Source organism: Falsirhodobacter xinxiangensis, from assembly GCF_004959935.1.
Lineage (GTDB): Bacteria > Pseudomonadota > Alphaproteobacteria > Rhodobacterales > Rhodobacteraceae > Falsirhodobacter > Falsirhodobacter xinxiangensis.
In genome coordinates this window covers 44,131-58,836 of the sequence record NZ_SMYN01000006.1, presented here as the reverse complement: position 1 = coordinate 58,836, position 14,706 = coordinate 44,131, and the positions used below count along the sequence as shown (strand labels likewise).

Below are 14,706 nucleotides of genomic sequence, written 5' to 3'. Positions count from 1 at the left end.
CCTCGCCTTCGCGGTTACGGCCTGCGCGGCGGGTCGTCAACGCCGGATCACCCCGCCAGCAATGCGGCATTCCCCCCGGCAGCGGTCGTATCGACGCAAAGATGGCGTTCATGGGCGACATGGGCGATGTCGGGATGCGAGGTGAGCAGCGGGACGAGCGGTCCGTCGCGCCCGGCAAGCGCGACTGCATAGGCGCGGCCCCTTTCCTCGTTCCCCCACCACAGCGCCGCCGAAAACCCTTGCAGCCGGGCCAGTGCTTCGGGCGACAGCCCGGCGGCGGCCACGGCCTGCCCGCCCAAGCCCTCGACCGCAGCCATCTGGTCGCGTTCGGCCGCCGCGCCGGGACCAAGGCACAGGATCGGCGGGCGCGTGTGAAGCGTCAGGCGGTTCAGCTCTCCGGTCGGGCCGGGCATCAGACGTTCGCCGATCTTTGCGGGGGCGAAGGCCGCGATGCGGCTGCGGATCGCGCCTTCATCTGCCTGCGCTCCGACATCCTCCAGCCGGATGCTTTCGGCGGCCAGAAAACGCGGGACATAGTTTGGCCCGCCCGCCTTCGGCCCAGTGCCCGACAGCCCCTCGCCCCCAAAGGGCTGACTGCCGACCACCGCGCCGATCTGGTTGCGGTTCACATAGATATTGCCGACATGGACAGCATCCGACACCGACTGCACGCGGTCGTCGATCCGCGTGTGCAGCCCGAAGGTCAGGCCATAGCCGCGGGCGTTGATGTCGGCCACGACGCGGTCGATCTCGTGCCCCTTGAAGGTCGCGACATGCAGGACGGGGCCGAAGATCTCCTGCTCCATATCCGCGATGCCGTTCACGCGCAGAAGGGTCGGCGGGATGAAGTATCCCTGCGACGGCGTGGCGGTCTTGTGGATCGTGCGCCCCTTGTTCGCCTCCAGATAGGCGGCGATCCCATTCCGCGCCCGGGTGTCGATCACCGGGCCGACATCGGTGTCCAGCCGCCAGGGATCGCCCAGGCGCAGCTCGTCCATCGCGCCCTTGATCATGGCGATCAGATGCGGGGCGATATCCTCCTGCACATAAAGGCAGCGCAGGGCCGAACACCGCTGACCAGCCGAGCGGAAGGCGCCGTTGACGATGTCCCGCACCGCCTGTTCGGGCAGCGCGGTCGAATCCACGATCATCGCATTCAACCCGCCGGTTTCCGCGATCAGCGGCGTGCCGGGGGCCAGATGCGCCGCCATGTTCTGGGCAATGTTCTGCGCCGTCGCGGTCGATCCGGTGAAGACCATCCCGGCCATGCGCGGGTCCGTGGCAAGCGTCGCGCCCACGACGCTGCCCGGCCCCGGAAGCAGTTGCAGCGCCGATCGGGGAACGCCCGCCTCGTGCAGCAGACGGACCGCGAGGGTCGCGATGATCGGGGTCGCCTCGGCCGGTTTGGCGATGACCGCGTTGCCCGCCATCAGCGTGGCCGCGATCTGCCCGGTGAAGATGGCCAGCGGGAAGTTCCACGGGCTGATCGCGCCAATGATCCCGCGCGCCTGCCCGTCAACCTCCTGCCCGGCGTAGTAACGCAGGAAGTCCACCGCCTCGCGCAGTTCCGCCACGGCATCGGTCAGGGTCTTGCCCGCCTCGCTGGCGAGGATGGCGAAGATCGGGCCGAATTCGCGCTCATACAGATCGGCGGCGCGCAGCAGCACCTCGGACCGCACGGCGGCGGGTGCGTCCCAGATCCGGGCATCCTCGATGGCGCGGGTGGTCGTGGCGGCGTCGGCGATCGTGACCTTGGCGATGGGCTGGCCGGTCGCCGGGTCCAGCACGTCGCGCACCTCGCCGGAGGCCTCGCGCACGGTCATCGGTATCGCGTCGGGCAGCGGCACGTCGCGGGCGGCGGCGATGGCGGCCAGCGTCTGCTCGTCGCTCAGATCGAAGCCCGCGGAATTGCGCCGTCCGCCAAAGATGTCCTTCGGCAGCACCAGTGCCGAAGGTGGAACGCGCGGCGCGTCGAACGGATCACGCGCAACTTCTTCAGGCGAGACGCTTTCGTCGACGATCTGGTTCACGAAGCTGCTGTTCGCGCCATTCTCCAAAAGCCGCCGGACCAGATAGGCCAGAAGATCGCGATGCGCGCCGACGGGGGCATAGATGCGGCAGCGGCCCTTGGTTTCGCGCAGGACAATGTCGTGCAGCCGCTCGCCCATGCCATGCAGGCGCTGGAATTCGAAACGGGCATTCCCGGCCATTTCAAGGATCGCGGCAACCGTATGGGCATTATGGGTGGCAAATTGCGGATAGATGCGGTCCGCATAGTCGATCAGCTTGCGCGCATTGGCGATATAGCTGATGTCGGTCGCGACCTTGCTGGTGAACAGGGGGAAGTCGGCATGGCCTTCGACCTGCGCGCGCTTGATCTCGGTGTCCCAATAGGCACCCTTGACCAGCCGCACCATGATCCGCCGGTCCAGACGTTCGGCCAGCGCGTGCAGCCAGTCGATGGTCTGCCCCGCCCGCTTGCCATAAGCCTGCACCACGATCCCGAACCCGTCCCATCCTGCAAGCGCGGGGTCGGACAGAACCGCCTCGATCACCTTCAGCGACAGGACCAGCCGGTCCTGCTCCTCGGCGTCGATGTTCATGCCCATATTCGCGGCCTTGGCCTGCTTGGCCAGCCGCAGCACCACCGGCACCAGCTCGCGCATCACGCGGGCCTCCTGCGCGACCTCGTATCGGGGGTGCAGGGCCGACAGCTTGATCGAGATGCCGGGGTTCGTCTCCACATCACCGTGGCAGGCGCGCGCGATGGCAGAGATTGCGTCGGCATAGGCACGGTCATAGCGGGCGGCATCGGCGGCGGTCATCGCAGCCTCGCCCAGCATATCGTAGCTGTAGGTGAAACCTTCGGCCTCGCGCGTCTTGGCGCGGGTCAGGGCGGCGTCGATGGTCTGGCCCAGCACGAACTGGCGGCCCATCTCCTTCATCGCGCGGCCGACGGCACTGCGGATCACCGGCTCGCCCAAGCGCCGCACCATCCGACGCAGCGTGCCCGCCTGATCGTCATCCAGCACCTTGCCCGTCAGCATCAGCGCCCAGGTCGATGCGTTGACCAGCGATGAGGACGCCTCGCCCAGATGCTTCCCCCAGTCGGAAGGCGCGATCTTGTCCTCGATCAAGGCGTCGATGGTGATCCTGTCCGGCACGCGCAGCATGGCTTCGGCAAGGCACATCAGCGCCACCCCCTCGCGGGTGGAGAGGCCGTATTCCGACAGGAAATGCTCCATCAGGGAAGGCTTCGCCTCGGCCCGGATGCGGCGCACCAGATCGGCAGCGCGGGCCGAGATCTTCGCCCGCGCAGGGGCTTCCAAAGCGGCGGACGCGGCCAGAGCGGAAAGCAAGCCCGTCTCGTCGCGAAACTTGGCATCGGTGGAAAATTCGGCGATCATGACCTGCCCCCTTGTGCGAATGACCAAGTTCTATCACATTGCAGATAGTCGATCCGACCATTTTTGGCGCGTTTCGCAGGCGTATGAACCAAAGATGGGGTGGATTTCGGGAATGGATCAGATCGACGCGATCGACCGCAAGATATTGGCCGAACTGACGCGCAACGCCCGAATCCCGATTGCGGAACTTTCGCGGAACGTCGGGTTGTCCAAGACCCCCGTGGCGCACCGTATCCGCGCGCTGGAGGAGGTGGGACTCATCACCGGATATCGCGCGATCCTGTCGCCTCTGAAGCTAGGCCTGACACATGTGACCTATGTCGAGGTGAGCCTTGCGGACACGCGAGAGGCCGCGCTGCAGCAGTTCAACGCCGCGATCCGCGCCATCCCCGAGGTCGAGGAGTGCTATATGATCGCAGGCGGGTGCGATTATCTGGTCAAGATCCGCTCGCGCGATATGGCCGACTTTCGCCGCATCCTGGCCGAGAAGCTGTCGGTCCTGCCCCATGTCAACAATACCTCCAGCCACGTCTCGATGGAGGCGGTGGTGGAGCAGAACTTCACCGGCATCTGACCCGGGATCACGTGGCAGAATTTCCGCGTGCGGGGCGAAGGGTGCCGTGATTGGACGTCCTTGGATGTATGCATGCCTCGCAATCAGCGCGGCGAAATTGCCGCGCTGGTTGCATGATCGTGGACCATGAGACCGGCGCCCGGAGCTTACAGCCCCCCGAAATGGAACGCCTTCGTCTCCAGATACTCCTCGATCCCCTCCTGCGCGCCTTCCCGGCCAAGACCCGAAGACTTGACGCCGCCGAAGGGCGCCTCGGCATGGCTGATCGCGCCCGTATTCAGGCCGACCATCCCGAATTCCAGCGCCTCGGCCACGCGGAAGGCGCGGGCCATGTCGCGCGTGAAGAAATAGGCGGCAAGGCCGAAGGGCGTGCCATTGGCGATTTCCAGCGCCTCGGCCTCGGTCTCGAAACGAAAGATCGGGGCGACGGGGCCGAAGGTTTCCTCGGTCGCAAGCCGCATGTCCAGGGTGGCCCCCGTCAGCACGACGGGATCGGCATAGGCGTCCGGCAGATCGCGGGCGGCAGTGGCACGGGCGGCGCCCTTGGCTTCGGCGTCGGCGACGTGATCGCGGATCTTGGCGATGGCGGCCGCGTTGATCATCGGGCCGATGGCGACCGCTTCGGTGCCGGGGCCGACCGTCAGCGCATCCACCCGTTTGGCCAGCGCCGCAACGAAGGCGTCATGAATGCCCGCCTGCACGAGGATGCGGTTGGCACAGACGCAGGTCTGGCCGCCATTGCGGAATTTCGACACCATCGCCCCTTCGACTGCCGCATCCAGATCGGCATCGTCGAACACGATGAAGGGCGCGTTCCCGCCCAGTTCCAGCGACATCTTCTTCAACGTCGGCGCGCATTGCTGCGCCAGAAGCGCGCCGATGCGGGTCGATCCGGTGAAGGACAGCTTGCGCACCACCGGGCTTGCGGTCAGCGCGCCGCCGATGGCCTCGGGGCGACCTGTCAGGATGTTCAGAACGCCCGCCGGGATGCCCGCGCGTTCGGCAAGCACCCCCATCGCCAGCGCAGAATAAGGCGTGAAATCAGAGGGCTTCACCACCATCGTGCAACCCGCCGCCAAGCCCGGCGCGACCTTGCGGGCGATCATCGCGATGGGAAAGTTCCACGGCGTGATGATCGCGCAGACGCCGACCGGCTCCTTCATTGCGAAGATCTTCTTGCCCGGCAGGGGGGACGGGATGATCTTGCCGTTGATCCGCCGCGCTTCCTCGGCGAACCAGCGCACGAAGGACGCGCCGTAGATCACCTCGCCCTTCGCTTCGGCCAGCGGCTTGCCCTGCTCGGCAGTCAGGATCTGGGCCAGATCGCCCGCGTGATCCAGCATCAGCTGATACCAGCGCATCAGGATGTCGGCGCGGTCGGAATGGGTGCGCGCCCGCCAGCCGACCATCGCGCGGTCTGCGGCGGCGATGGCGGTTTCCGTCTCCTCGTCGGTGCAGTCCGGCATGGTGCCGATGGCGCGGCCCGTGGCGGGGTTGGTCACCTCCATATCCGGGCGGGCGATCCACGCGCCATCGATCAGCGCGGCTTGGCGGAACAGGTCGGGATCGGAGAGGTTCATTGCAGTTCCTTGACGATGGCGGCGGTGATTGCGGCGGTGCCATGCGATCCTGGACGGATGCCGATGCCCTGGGCGGTCACGGCCTCGATCGCGGCAAGGACGGCTTTGGCCGCGTCGCTTTCGCCCAGATGATCCAGCATCATCGCAGCGGACCAGATGGCGGCGATGGGGTTTGCGATATTCTTGCCCGCGATGTCCGGGGCCGAGCCATGCACAGGCTCGAACATCGACGGGCCGCTGAGGTCGGGGCAGATATTGGCTGATGCGGCAAAGCCGAGCCCCCCCTGGATCGCCGCGCCAAGATCGGTCAGGATGTCGCCGAACAGGTTCGACGCCACGATCACATCCAGATCCTGCGGCGCCATCACCATCTTGGCAGCCATCGCGTCGATATGCATGTGGCTGACGGTCACATCGGGGTATTCGGCGGCAATCTCGCGCGTGACCTCGTCCCAGAACACCATGGAATATTTCTGCGCGTTGGATTTCGTGACCGAGGTCAGATGCCCCCGCCGCGCCCGCGCCTGATCGAAGCCGAAGCGCAGGATGCGCTCGACCCCTTTGCGGGTGAAGATCGCGGATTCCACCGCCACCTCGTTGTCGCGGCCCTGATGGACGCGGCCCCCCGCGCCGGAATACTCGCCTTCGGTATTCTCGCGGATGCACAGGATGTCGAAGCCCGACGCCTTCAGGGGTCCTTCCACCCCGGGCAGCAGGCGGTGCGGGCGGATATTGGCATATTGATCGAACGCCTTGCGGATCGGCAGCAGCAGCCCGTGCAGCGACACGCTGTCCGGCACCGTCGCAGGCCAGCCGACCGCACCAAGGAAGATCGCATCGAAGGCGCGCAGCGTGTCGATCCCATCCTCGGGCATCATGCGCCCCGTTTGCAGGTATGTCTCGCAGGACCAGTCGAAACGCACCGGCTCCAACGAAACGCCGGTCGCCGCCAGCACCTCCATCGCGGCATCGGTCACGTCCACGCCGATCCCGTCGCCGGGGATGAGAGCTATCTTATGCGTCTTCATGTCTAATCCTTCAAAGGTCGATCAGGACGGATTTCGTCCGGCGGTTCGCCGCAAAGGCCTCGCGCCCCAGATCCTTGCCAAGACCCGAAGCCTTCCAGCCCCCCGTCGGCAGGATATGGTCGCGCGAACGGCCATAGCGGTTCACCCAGACGGTTCCAGCCTCCAGCCGTCGCGTCAAGCGCAGCGCGCGGGACAGATCGCGGGTGAAAAGCCCGGCGCAAAGTCCATAGGTCGGGTGGGCGGCCAGCGCCATCGCCTCGTCTTCGCTGTCGAAGGTCTGGAAGGTGGCGACGGGGCCGAAGATTTCCTCGGTCACCGCCGGGTTCTGCGCGGTCACGCCGCCGATCAGCGTCGGGCGATAGAAGCTGCCCTCGTGATCGAAGCGCGCGCCGCCGCACAGGATCTCGCCCCCGTTTGCCGCCGCATCGCGCACGATGCCGTCGATCCGCGCCAGCTGCCCTTCCGAGATGATGGGCGAGAACCCGGCCTCGTCTTCCCATGTGGCGGCGGGGCGGTGGCGGGCAAACCGATCAGCCAGCCGCGCGGCCAAGGCATCGGCGATGCCGCGCTGCACGATGATCCGCGATCCGGCGACGCAGAACTGCCCCGCATTCGGCAGGATGCCGTTTTCCAGACATTGGGCCGTCAATTCCACATCGGCATCGTCGAAAACGACCATCGGGCTTTTGCCGCCCAGTTCCAGCGTCATGGGCTTGATGCCCGTCCGCGCGATGTTTTCCATGATCGCGGCGCCCGCGCGGGTCGATCCGGTGAAGGACACCTTGTCGATGCCCGGATGGCCCGTGATCGCCGTTCCCGTCACCGCTCCATCGCCCAGCACGACGTTGACCAGTCCCGCCGGGATGCCCGCGCGGACCGACAGTTCCGCCATGTAAAGCGCGGTGAAAGGCGTCATCTCGGACGGTTTCAGCACGACGGCATTGCCCGCCGCCAGCGCGGGCGCAAGCTTCCATCCGGCCATCGAGATCGGGAAGTTCCACGGCGCGATCGCCCCGATGACGCCATAAGGCTCGGACGCGATGAAGCCGAAGCTGCCATCCCCGGTCGGAACCAGATCGCCACCTTCCTTGTCGGCAAATTCGGCGAAGAAGCGGATCTGTTCCGCCGTGATCGTCACATCGCCTGTCGCCGCATGGCTGACGGGGCGCGATGAGCAGACGGCCTCGAGCCGGGCCAGCGTGGTGGCCTCGGCCTCGATCAGGTCCGCCCAGCGGTGCAGCGCCGCCGTCCGCTCGCGCGGGCGAAGACCGCCCCAGCCCGAGGATTTCAACGCCGCCCGCGCCGCCGCAACCGCGCGGTCCACGACCTCCGCATCGGCGCGGGGCACTGTGGCAAGCACCTGCCCGGTCGAAGGTGCGCGCACCTCCATCTCGGGGGCACCTTGGACATAGGCGCCGCCGATGAAATGGCCGTTCGGCAGGGTCAGGTCTTCGGGGCGGAAGGCGAGCATGGCATCCTCGGGGTGGCTTGCGAACAGGGTGCGGCGAGGGGGGAAGCGGAAGCTGCCGAATGATCGGGGGTGGCGGCAGAATCCTCCGGCTTGGCGCAGGCGGCAGAAGAATCTGCGGCCAGCAGGTCGGCGACCGTCAGGGGCCGCACCGGCGGCTGACCGCGCAGCCGCCCCACCGCCGCACGCGAGGTGCGAGCATGGCGCGCAATCAGATCCACGGCGGCCAGCTGGCAATAGCGGCCCTGACAGCGCCCCATCCCCACGCGGGCCAGCGATTTCACGCGGTTGGCCTCGGGTCCCGTCCGGTCCACCGTGCCGCGCAATTCACCCGCCGTGATCCCTTCACAGCGGCAGACGATGGCGCTGTCGGGCACGTCCACCGCGGGCCATGGAAAAGCGCGGGCCAGCGCAGCCGCAAACCGCTCGGTCCGGCGCAGGTCCGGGACGGGCGCTGTGACCCCCAGATCGTGCAGGCAGGCCGCCGCCGCACGCCGCCCGGCAAGTTCCGCCCCATCCGCGCCAAGGATGCGCACCCCGTCCCCGGCGAGGTAGAGCCCCGGCCCCGCGCGGCCCATATCGTCGATGCGGGGCAGCCATTGCTGCCATGTCTCCGACCATTCGAACTCTGCGCCCGCAAGGTCGGCAAGCTGCGTTTCCGCCCGCAGATGCCAGCCAAGGCCCACCGCGTCGCATTCCGTGACCTGCGGGCGGCCCCGCGCGTCGCGCCAGCGCACCGCCCCGGCATCGATCCCGTCCAGAACCACGCCCGCGTAATAGGGCAGCCCCATCCGCATCCGCACCCCGCGCAGCGTGACCAGCGGACGCGCCAGCGCCATGCCGATCCCGCCCCGAAGCTGATCGCCCATCCGCGAGGTGTCCAGCACAGCCGCCAGCCCCGCCCCTGCCTTGATCAGTTGCGATGCCAGCAGCGTCAGCAGCGGACCCGTCCCCGCCAGCACGATTCGCTGCCCAAGCGCCACGCCCTGCGCCTTCAACGCGATCTGCATGGCCCCCAGCGAGAAGACCCCCGCCGATTGCCAGCCCGGCACCGGCATCAGCCGGTCCGTCGCCCCGGTCGCAAGGATCAGCCGGTCATGCGCGATCGGCGCCCCTCCGGTCACATAGGCATGACCGTCGCGCAAGGAATGGACGGCCCGGCCCGGCAGATAATCCACCTGACCGCGCGCCACCATCCCGTCGAAACATGCGTGCAGCGCCTCGGCCTTCTGCGCCTCGCTGCCGTAAAGCGCGCGGGCGTCACGCAGGAACCCGTGCGGGGGGCGGTGATAGATCTGCCCACCCGCCCGCGCGCCTTCGTCCACCACCACCGGGCGCAGCCCCGCCCGCACCAGCGTTTCCGCCGCGCGAATGCCCGCAGGCCCCGCGCCGACGATCAGGACGCGGGTCATTCGCGCCATCCGTCCGACCGGAGCTGCATCCCCGCCCGCAAGGGGCTCTGACAGGCGCGCAGACGGGGGCCATCCTCTTGCGAGATCCAGCAATCCTGACAGGCACCCATCAGGCAGAACCCTGCCCGCCGTTCCGGTCCGAACTCCGCCGCACGCAAACTGCCTTGGGTGCAAAGGATCGCGGTCAGCACCGTGTCGCCCTCCATCCCCACCAAGTCCTGCCCGTCGAACCGAAAGGCCACGGGGGCGCGGTGCGTTTCGGCCAGACGGACGATGCGGCCCGTCATTCGGCAGCCTCGGCCAAGGGGCGCGGCATGTCGGGGAACCGCTCGCACACCGCCCGGTGCGCGCGATGAACCGCCGAAGCGCCCGAGCCGTCCATCCGGCGGAATATCTCGGTCTTGGCAAAGAAACGCCAATGGACCGGAAGCGCGGCAAGGATCGCGGTCAGCGCGTCATAGGCGTCGGCGGTCCAGCGGGCCTCGAACCCGTCGCGTTCGGGGCCGAAGTGGAAATGGCCCTCATTCGCCACCATTCCCGCACGCAGCCTGGCCGTGGCCTCTGCATCCCCCGGCACGACGCCATAATCGCGCCGCGCCGCCTCGGCCGAGACATAGCCCCGCGCGACGTCCTGCTCCACCCGCCAGACCTCGCGTTCCGCCGGGTTGCCGCGTCCGCCGCCGCCCGCCGAACGGATCGCCAGCACGTCGCCCGGCCCAAGGATGGCGGTGTCCTTCGATCCGGTGCGGCTTTCCTCGGGCGTTCCGGGGTTCACGACCATGTCGGCCAGCCCCGCCGCGCGCCCGCCCAGGACCCCCCAAGGGCGAAAGAAGGAACGGTCGCGGTTGCGAGCAGTGATGCGGGTATCGGGGGTGAAGACGCGGAACGCCATTTCCGTCGCCAGCCCGCCGCGCCACCGCCCCGCCCCGCCGCTGTCCTGCGCAAGGCCATAGCGGACGAATTCGACCGGCACCTCGGTTTCCGTGATCTCGATGGGCGTGTTCTTGAGATAGGCCGCATCCGCGCCCGATCCGTTGGTCCCATCGCGCCACGGCATCCCGCCGCCGCCACCGACCACCGGGTTGATCGCGGCGATGACGGTGCCGGCGCTGCGTTCGTCCCGCGTCATGACGTTGACGATGCAGTTGTTGCCCGCAGGCGCGGCGGGCATCCGGTCCGGGATGGCTTGCGAAAACGCCCCGAAGATCACCGACCGCAGCCGCGCGCAGGTCAGCGACCGCATCCCCACCGCCGCCGGAGAGACAGGGTTCAGCACCGTCCCCTCGGGCGCGATGCAGGTGAAGGGGCGCGTCAGCCCGGTGTTCAGCAGGATGCGCGGGTTCAGCGTGTAAAGAACGTAATAGATCCCCACCAGCAGGATCGTATGCCGCGGATCGCCCCCCGACGGCACGTTGAGCGAGCTGGCGAGCTGCGGATCGGACCCGGTGAAATCCAGCACCGCCGCGTCCCCCCGGATGCGCAGGGTCAGGTTCAGACGGCAGGGGTTGGCGTGATCGCTATCTTCGTCGGCATAGTCGGCGAAACGGTAGTCGCCGTCGGGGATCTGGCGCAGGATGTCACGCGCCTGCGCCTCGGCCTGATCCTTCAGCGCGGCGACGCCCTGCATGAACCCCTGCTTGCCGAACCGCGCGATCATCTGGTGGACCTTGCGTTCGCCGGTGTTCAGCGCGCCGACCAGCGCCTTGATGTCGCCGATGTTCAGCGCGGGCTTGCGAACGTTTGTCTGCATGATCCGCAGGATCTGTTCGTCGAAGACACCTTCGTTCATCAGCTTCATCGGCGGGAATCGGATGCCCTCCTGATGGATTTCCGTCAGCGACCGGGAAAGCGACGCCGGGACCGCGCCGCCCATGTCGGTATTGTGGATATGACCGCCGGTCCATGCCACGATCTCGTCATCCGCGAAGACGGGTTTCCACAGGTGGGTGTCGGGGGCGTGGGTCGCGACATGGCCGGAATAGGGGTCGTTGGTGAAGGCCACGTCGCCGGGGCGGTAGTCCTGAACCATGTCGATCGCGCGGCCATAGGTCAGGCCCGGATACCATGTCGCGCCAAGGTCCATCGGCACCGCGAAGGTATCGCCGCCCTTGTCCATCAGCATCACCGTGAAATCCTGCGTTTCCTTGACGAAGGCGGAATGCGCGGTGCGGTGCAGGGTGTGGGCCATGTTCTCGGCGGCGGCGCGGGCGTGGTTGGCCAGAACCTGAAGCGTCATCTTGTCGAACATGGGATCACTCCGCAAAGGTCAGGTGGATGTTGAGATGGGCGTCCACGCGGGCGGATGCGCCGCCGGGAATGGCGAAGGTCGTGTCCTCCTGCGCGACGATGGCCGGGCCATGGAACGTCGCCCCGCTGCACAGCGCGGCGCGGTCATACAGCGGCACGTCGCGCAGGCTGCCCAGATGGACCGGAACGTGGCGCTGCGCGGTCGCGGGCGACGGATCGGCCGCTTCGACCGGAAATTCCGGCTTCGGCCCTGCGCCGATGGCAGAGAGGCGCAGGTTCACGATCTCGATCCGCCCATCGGGGTCGTGGAAGTCATAGATGCGGGCATGGGTTTCATGGAATGCTCGCGCCATCCGGGCCGGATCGTCCAGCCACGCAGGTTGCAGATCCGTCTCGATCTCATAACTTTGGCCGGCATAACGCATGTCGGCGGACAGCCGCAGGTCGGCGGGGCCGCGATGGCCTTGGGCGGTCAGCCACGCGCGGCCTTCGTCCGCCAAGGCGCGGAACGGTTCGGCCAGTGACACGCCCAGATCGGCAAAGACGGTGCGGATGAAATCGCCGCGCAGGTCGGCCACCAGCCCGCCAAGGGCCGAGACGACGCCGGGACGGCGCGGCGCGATCACCCGCGACATTCCCAGCTCCCGCGCAAGGAAGGCCCCCAGCATCGGCCCGCCGCCACCAAAGGGCATCAGCGCGAAGTCGCGCAGATCGACCCCGGCGCGGGAGGACAGCTTTTCCACCTCGACGAACATTTCCGACACGGCGATGTCGAGGATTGCCTGCGCCGTCTCCTCCACACCCCGGCCCAGCGCATCGGCCAGAACACCCACCGCCTGACGGGCCAGCGCCACATCCATGGAAAGCTGGCCATAGGCCATCTGGCTGTGGCCCAGCCAGCCGCAGACCGCCATCGCATCGGTCACGGTCGCGCGGGTGCCGCCGCGGGCATAGCAGGCGGGGCCGGGGTTCGATCCTGCCGATTCCGGCCCGACACGCAGCACGCCCTGCCCGTCCACGCTGGCGATGGACCCACCGCCGATCCCGATGGAGCTGACCGAGACCGACGGGATGTGCAGCGGAAATTCCCCGATCAGCTCGTCCGTGCCGAACTGCACCTCGCCATCCACGATCAGCGCGAAATCGGCCGACGTTCCGCCGATGTCCAGCGTCAGGATGCGCGCCTCGCCCGCCTGCCGGGCCAGCCAGGATGCGCCGATCACGCCGGATGCGGTGCCGGACAACAGCATGGACACGCAATCGCGCCGCCCCTCGCCTGCCGTCATCAACCCGCCGTTGGATTTCGTCAGCATGGCGCGGGCGGGAACGCCCTGCCCGGCCAGCCGATCCTCCAGCGCGCTCAGGTATCCCGACACGCGCGGATGGACATAGCCGTTCAGGATCGCGGTGGAGGTGCGTTCGTATTCGCGGATCACCGGCCAGACCTCGGACGAGGTGAAGACGAACAGATCGGGAGCCAGCGCCTCGACTCTGGCCTTCACCGCCGCCTCCTGCCGCCCGTCGCGCCAGGAATGCAGCAGGGCGACGATCACGCCCTCGGCCCCCGCAGCCTGTGCACGTGACAGGGCGGTGGCGATGGCAGCATCGTCCGGCACAGCGGTTTCGGACCCATCCGCCCGCATCCGCGCCGGAATGCCGAAGATCATGTCGCGCGGGATCAGCGGATCGGGGCGGTGGCAGAACAGCGAATACATCTCGGGCATCCGCAGGCGGGCAAGTTCGATCACATCCTCGAACCCCGCATTGGTGATCAGCGCCAGCCTGGCACCCTTGCGCTGGATGATCGTGTTGATCCCGACGGTGGTCCCGTGGACGAAATGGCTGACGGTGCTTGGCTCCAGCCCCTCGCGCACCGCCAGAAGACGCAGCCCTTCCAGCAGTTCCGCGCCCGGATCGTCCGGCGTGGTCAGCACCTTCAACGAGGCGACACGGCCCGTGCTTTGCTCCAGCGCGCAGAAATCCATGAAGGTGCCGCCGATATCGACCCCGATCTTCCAGTCCATCTGCCAGTCTCCGATTGTTTGACCCAAGGGAACAGAGGACGGACGCGGCGTCCAAGACGCATGAAGGGGCAGCGCATAAGCCGGACTTATGCCGCCCGGATCGCCTCGCGCATCTTTTCCTCGGCGACGGACAGAACGCGGCCCTTCAACGTCAGCAGCGACAGCGGCAGCGAAGGCCCGTCGCGCAGGGGCCGCGTGACGACGCCTGCGAACTGATGCCACGGCATCAGCCCGTCCACGACCGCAACCCCAAGCCCGGCCTGTACGAATCCGACGGCGGTGATGGACAGGTCGATCTCCAGCGCAGGCTCGAACCGCAGGCCGCGGCTGCGGGCAAAGGCGGAAAGCTCCTCATGCGGGCGGGTGGTGTGGCGATAGGAAATGAGCGGGTCGTCCAATGCGGCAAGGTCGATGGTATCCTCCGATGCCAGCGGATGCCCCTCGGGCAGCAGGCAGCAGAAGCCGGTTCCTCCCAGCGGTTCGGCCTCCAGATCCGGGGGAACGTGATCATCCAGCGCCAGCGCCATGACCGCATCCCCGGCACGCAGCATCGCGATCAGGTTCAACAGCGGCGCCACATGCGCGCGCAGCACCACATCGGGATGCGCGGCGCGATAGGCGGCCAGCACTCCGGGCAGAAACGACATGGCGGGCGGGGGCGAGGCGGCGATCCGCACCAGCCCCGCGCGGCCAAGACGCAGATCGGCGGTCTTGCGGCGCAGACCTTCCAACCCTCCGAACAGCGCCTCCGCCTCGGGGAACAATTCCAGCGCCTCGGGGGTCGCGCGCAGGCGGCCCTTGTCGCGGGTGAACAGCGAAAAGCCCAGCTCATCCTCGGCATGAAGCAGGATCTGGCTGAGCGCGGGCTGCGAGATGTTCAGCATCCGGGCCGCCGCCGTGATCGACCCGGCACGCATGACAGCCACGAAAACCTCAAGCTGTCTTGCGCGCATCGCTTCCCCATAG

Annotated in this window: 10 protein-coding genes; 1 reads left to right on the top strand and 9 read right to left on the bottom strand. The window is 67.6% G+C overall.

Annotated features, from left to right (window positions below):
* Positions 1-47: 47 nt before the first annotated feature.
* Positions 48-3,407, bottom strand: coding sequence for a bifunctional proline dehydrogenase/L-glutamate gamma-semialdehyde dehydrogenase PutA (putA, locus tag E2K76_RS09210; protein WP_136684004.1), 3,360 nt, complete (start codon positions 3,405-3,407; stop codon positions 48-50).
* Positions 3,408-3,519: 112 nt separating this feature from the next.
* Here putA and E2K76_RS09205 point away from each other — a divergent pair, with 112 nt between their 5' ends.
* A complete protein-coding gene (locus E2K76_RS09205) occupies positions 3,520-3,981 on the top strand; it encodes an Lrp/AsnC family transcriptional regulator (RefSeq protein WP_136684003.1) in 462 nt (153 codons plus the stop codon).
* Positions 3,982-4,127: 146 nt separating this feature from the next.
* Here E2K76_RS09205 and E2K76_RS09200 read toward each other — a convergent pair whose 3' ends face one another.
* The 8 genes from E2K76_RS09200 to E2K76_RS09165 form a co-directional block, all read right to left on the bottom strand.
* On the bottom strand, positions 4,128-5,561 hold the full coding sequence (locus tag E2K76_RS09200) for an NAD-dependent succinate-semialdehyde dehydrogenase (protein ID WP_136684002.1): 1,434 nt from the start codon (positions 5,559-5,561) through the stop codon (positions 4,128-4,130).
* On the bottom strand, positions 5,558-6,589 hold the full coding sequence (locus E2K76_RS09195) for a tartrate dehydrogenase (RefSeq protein WP_136684001.1): 1,032 nt from the start codon (positions 6,587-6,589) through the stop codon (positions 5,558-5,560). The genes E2K76_RS09200 and E2K76_RS09195 overlap by 4 nt, the downstream gene beginning before the upstream one ends.
* Positions 6,590-6,599: 10 nt before the next feature.
* On the bottom strand, positions 6,600-8,060 hold the full coding sequence (locus tag E2K76_RS09190; RefSeq protein ID WP_136684000.1) for an aldehyde dehydrogenase family protein: 1,461 nt from the start codon (positions 8,058-8,060) through the stop codon (positions 6,600-6,602).
* Positions 8,033-9,469 carry an FAD/NAD(P)-dependent oxidoreductase gene (locus E2K76_RS09185; protein WP_246032930.1) on the bottom strand — a complete coding sequence of 479 codons (1,437 nt, stop codon included), beginning with the start codon at positions 9,467-9,469 and terminating at the stop codon, positions 8,033-8,035. Before E2K76_RS09185 ends, E2K76_RS09190 begins: the two co-directional genes overlap by 28 nt.
* On the bottom strand, positions 9,466-9,756 hold the full coding sequence (locus E2K76_RS09180; RefSeq protein ID WP_136683998.1) for a (2Fe-2S)-binding protein: 291 nt from the start codon (positions 9,754-9,756) through the stop codon (positions 9,466-9,468). The genes E2K76_RS09185 and E2K76_RS09180 overlap by 4 nt, the downstream gene beginning before the upstream one ends.
* Positions 9,753-11,717, bottom strand: coding sequence for a hydantoinase B/oxoprolinase family protein (locus E2K76_RS09175; RefSeq protein ID WP_136683997.1), 1,965 nt, complete (start codon positions 11,715-11,717; stop codon positions 9,753-9,755). Before E2K76_RS09175 ends, E2K76_RS09180 begins: the two co-directional genes overlap by 4 nt.
* A 4-nt stretch (positions 11,718-11,721) precedes the next feature.
* The gene (locus tag E2K76_RS09170) at positions 11,722-13,740 is read right to left on the bottom strand and encodes a hydantoinase/oxoprolinase family protein (RefSeq protein WP_136683996.1); all 2,019 of its coding nucleotides are present in this window, start codon (positions 13,738-13,740) and stop codon (positions 11,722-11,724) included.
* A gap of 86 nt (positions 13,741-13,826) precedes the next feature.
* Positions 13,827-14,693 (bottom strand): LysR family transcriptional regulator, encoded by an 867-nt coding sequence (locus E2K76_RS09165; protein WP_136683995.1) that lies wholly within the window; start codon positions 14,691-14,693, stop codon positions 13,827-13,829.
* Positions 14,694-14,706: the final 13 nt, after the last annotated feature.